A 2,589-nucleotide genomic window follows, 5' to 3' on the forward strand; every position below is an offset into this window, starting at 1 on the left:
TCCTCATATCGCTGTCGTCTCGTTCAGCGGCATGAGCGGTCGTTTAAGGCCTGCCGCCGGGGGTGTCAACGTGATTCTATCGGTCCTTCGAGATCAACGGCTTATGGGTCGGACGCGAGGCTGCATGGCGGGCGTACGACGGAATCACCAAAGGCTGATGACGAATCGAGCGAACGAGGAGCAAGGTGAAAACGCGATCTTCGAATCGCACCAGGGACGCCTTGCTTTTCCGGTCGAGACCGCTTATCCGATGCGGCGTCGGGCGATTAGCTCAGTTGGTAGAGCGCCTCGTTTACACCGAGGATGTCGGCAGTTCGAGCCTGTCATCGCCCACCACGTCCCTAACCCCTGCATTGCAAGGGTTTTGAAACCGCCGGACTACCCTTCCCGCACCCCTAATTGAACCTCCTTTTCGGCACTCCCTGCCGAACCCCTGCGGAATGGCGATTCCGATACTCTCTTTCTTGCCCATTCGTACGCTCGGACGTCTCTTCAATGGAGACGTCCCTCGATGCCAGGCCGAAATCCTTCCCCGCCTCCCGCCGAACTCCTTTCCGTCCTCCGCTACGACCCCGCCACGGGCGTCATCGTCTGGACGAACACGCTCCGCGGCCGTCCCGCCGGGCGCCGCGCCGGCAGCATCGACAAGGACGGCTACCGCGTGATCTGCCACGGCGGCCGGACGTACAGGGCGCATCATCTGGCCTGGCTGATCAAGAAGGGCGAATGGCCCGAGCAGATCGTCGACCATGCCAACGGCGATCCGGACGACAACCGCATCGACAACCTGCGCCTCTCGACGCCGTCGCAGAACTCGTCGAACCGGAAGCTGCCCATCACGAACACGTCGGGCTACAAGGGCGTCGTCCGGCACCACAAGAGCGGCCGCTGGAACGCGCAGATCAAAGATGGGCAGAAGAACCGGTTCCTGGGGGCGTTCGATACGGCGGCGGAGGCTGCACGTGCCTACGACGCGGCCGCTCTGGAGATGCGTGGCGAGTTCGCCCGCCTGAACTTTCCGATCGCGTCGAACCGCAGGGCTGCCGCCGGCGAGCTCGTCGCGGGAAGGCTGACGCGGGGGCCGTACCGCCCCCGCAAGCCGAAGCCGACGCCGATGTGGGTCCGCGTCGAGGAGATCGATCTTCGGGACTACGCGGACGCGGCTTAAGCGTCCTCCATCTCCCGCTTCGTGGCGCCGCGGCCGAACCGATGGCCGCGGGGCTGCCCTCGCCGGCCGGCCCGTCCGGAGGAGAACGCCTGCCCGACGTCGCGATCGGCGTCGGGATGGAGGTGCCCGTAGACCTTGCGCAGGACGTCCACGGACATGCTCAGGTAGCCCGCGATCTGCTTCTCATCCTGGTCGGGGTCCTGGATCAGCCAGGATGCGCAGGTGTGCCGGAAACTGTGCCTGACGAAGCCATGGTCCTCGCCGAAGATTTCCTTCATCGCGAAGACAAGGCCCTTCTTCGGATCGACCGCCCTGCCCTGCCACTCAACGAGGTAGCGCCGGGGTTGCCGCCGACCATCCCGTGCGAACGGGCCCTTCCGCCAGATACGGAGAAGGTGCACCAGACGCTGCGGCAGCCGGATCGGGTCCGCCCTCTTGTTGTCGTAGCGCTTCTCGGCCTCGCCGACGCGGTAGAAGATGCCCTCGTCGAGGTCGATCCACGGCCGGCCGTCCTCGCGCTCGAACGACGCGTTCCAGATGCGCGAAGACCGCGAGCCGGTGTAGACCGCCATCAGGACGAACGGGACGATGTGACGGAGCGAGCGACGCTTCGTCTTCCGACCGCGCTGCGTCGTCCGGTACGTCAGCAGGAACCAGAGGAGCGCCGCGACCTGGTCGCGGGTGAACCAACCCTTCCGGCTCTCGCCCTTGGGCGGAAGCTTGACGACGACGAGCTCGCGGCAGAGGCCGTCCTCGCAGTAGAGCCGGATCGCCGCCTTGAAGTCCTCGAGCTCCCGCCTCGCCGCGCCGGGCGTCGAGCGCTGTCGGGCGTAGGACTTGCACGTGTAGCCGGTGACCTCCGAGAGCTTCTTGCCGCCCCAGAACGCCTCGAGCCGGGATAGACGGGCCGTCAGCTCCTTGGGGCGGGCGATGTCCTTCCCGGCCTCCGAACGGTAGTGCGCGAGCACGTCGGAGATCTCCACGTCGGCCGCGGCGCGGTTGATGCCCGGACCCGCCTTCCGGTGCCGATCGAGGACATACTGCGCGAGCCGCAGGTTGGCCTCGTCGCGCTGATCGGGTCCGAGACCGGTGAGGATCCGGGTCTTGCCGTCCCGGATCATGTAGACCGCGTTCTGCTTGATCCAGCCGTTCTTGTCGCGGCGCTCGGGCACCAGATAGAGTCGTGCTTCCTTCTGCTTCGCCATGAAGCCTTTCCTTCCTCGTCGTTCCGACGCTCAGTGCGCCGGCGGGTGGAGGACGGCTTTCCTCGCCATCCTGGTGACCCTTCATCGACGAGGGGGACTGGCATAGTCCAGCCCAGAATTCAGCCTTGGTTAACGCCGGTCGCAGACAATGCCGGCCGATCCCCACCGGCGAGGAATGCCGCCCCATGACCGACGACGCCCCCCGCCCCCGCCGCG

The 2,589-nt window shown here is 66.1% G+C and carries 2 protein-coding genes and 1 tRNA gene; 2 read left to right on the plus strand and 1 reads right to left on the minus strand.

The features are described 5' to 3' along the window. The first annotated feature begins 260 nt into the window (after nt 1–260). Together AUL28_RS13630 and AUL28_RS13635 are read left to right on the plus strand one after the other, a co-directional pair. Nucleotides 261–336, plus strand: a tRNA-Val gene (locus tag AUL28_RS13630). Between the two features lie 175 nt (nt 337–511). Next, on the plus strand, nt 512–1,168 hold the full coding sequence (locus tag AUL28_RS13635) for an HNH endonuclease (protein ID WP_062233526.1): 657 nt from the start codon (nt 512–514) through the stop codon (nt 1,166–1,168). Here the strand turns inward: AUL28_RS13635 and AUL28_RS13640 are convergent. Continuing rightward, nucleotides 1,165–2,373, minus strand: a complete 1,209-nt coding sequence (locus AUL28_RS13640) for a hypothetical protein (RefSeq protein WP_062233529.1) — start codon at nt 2,371–2,373, stop codon at nt 1,165–1,167. The two genes, AUL28_RS13635 and AUL28_RS13640, sit on opposite strands and share 4 nt — an antisense overlap. Between the last annotated feature and the right edge of the window lie 216 nt (nt 2,374–2,589).

The sequence above is a fragment of the Aureimonas sp. N4 genome (assembly GCF_001463925.1).
GTDB lineage: Bacteria > Pseudomonadota > Alphaproteobacteria > Rhizobiales > Rhizobiaceae > Aureimonas > Aureimonas ureilytica_A.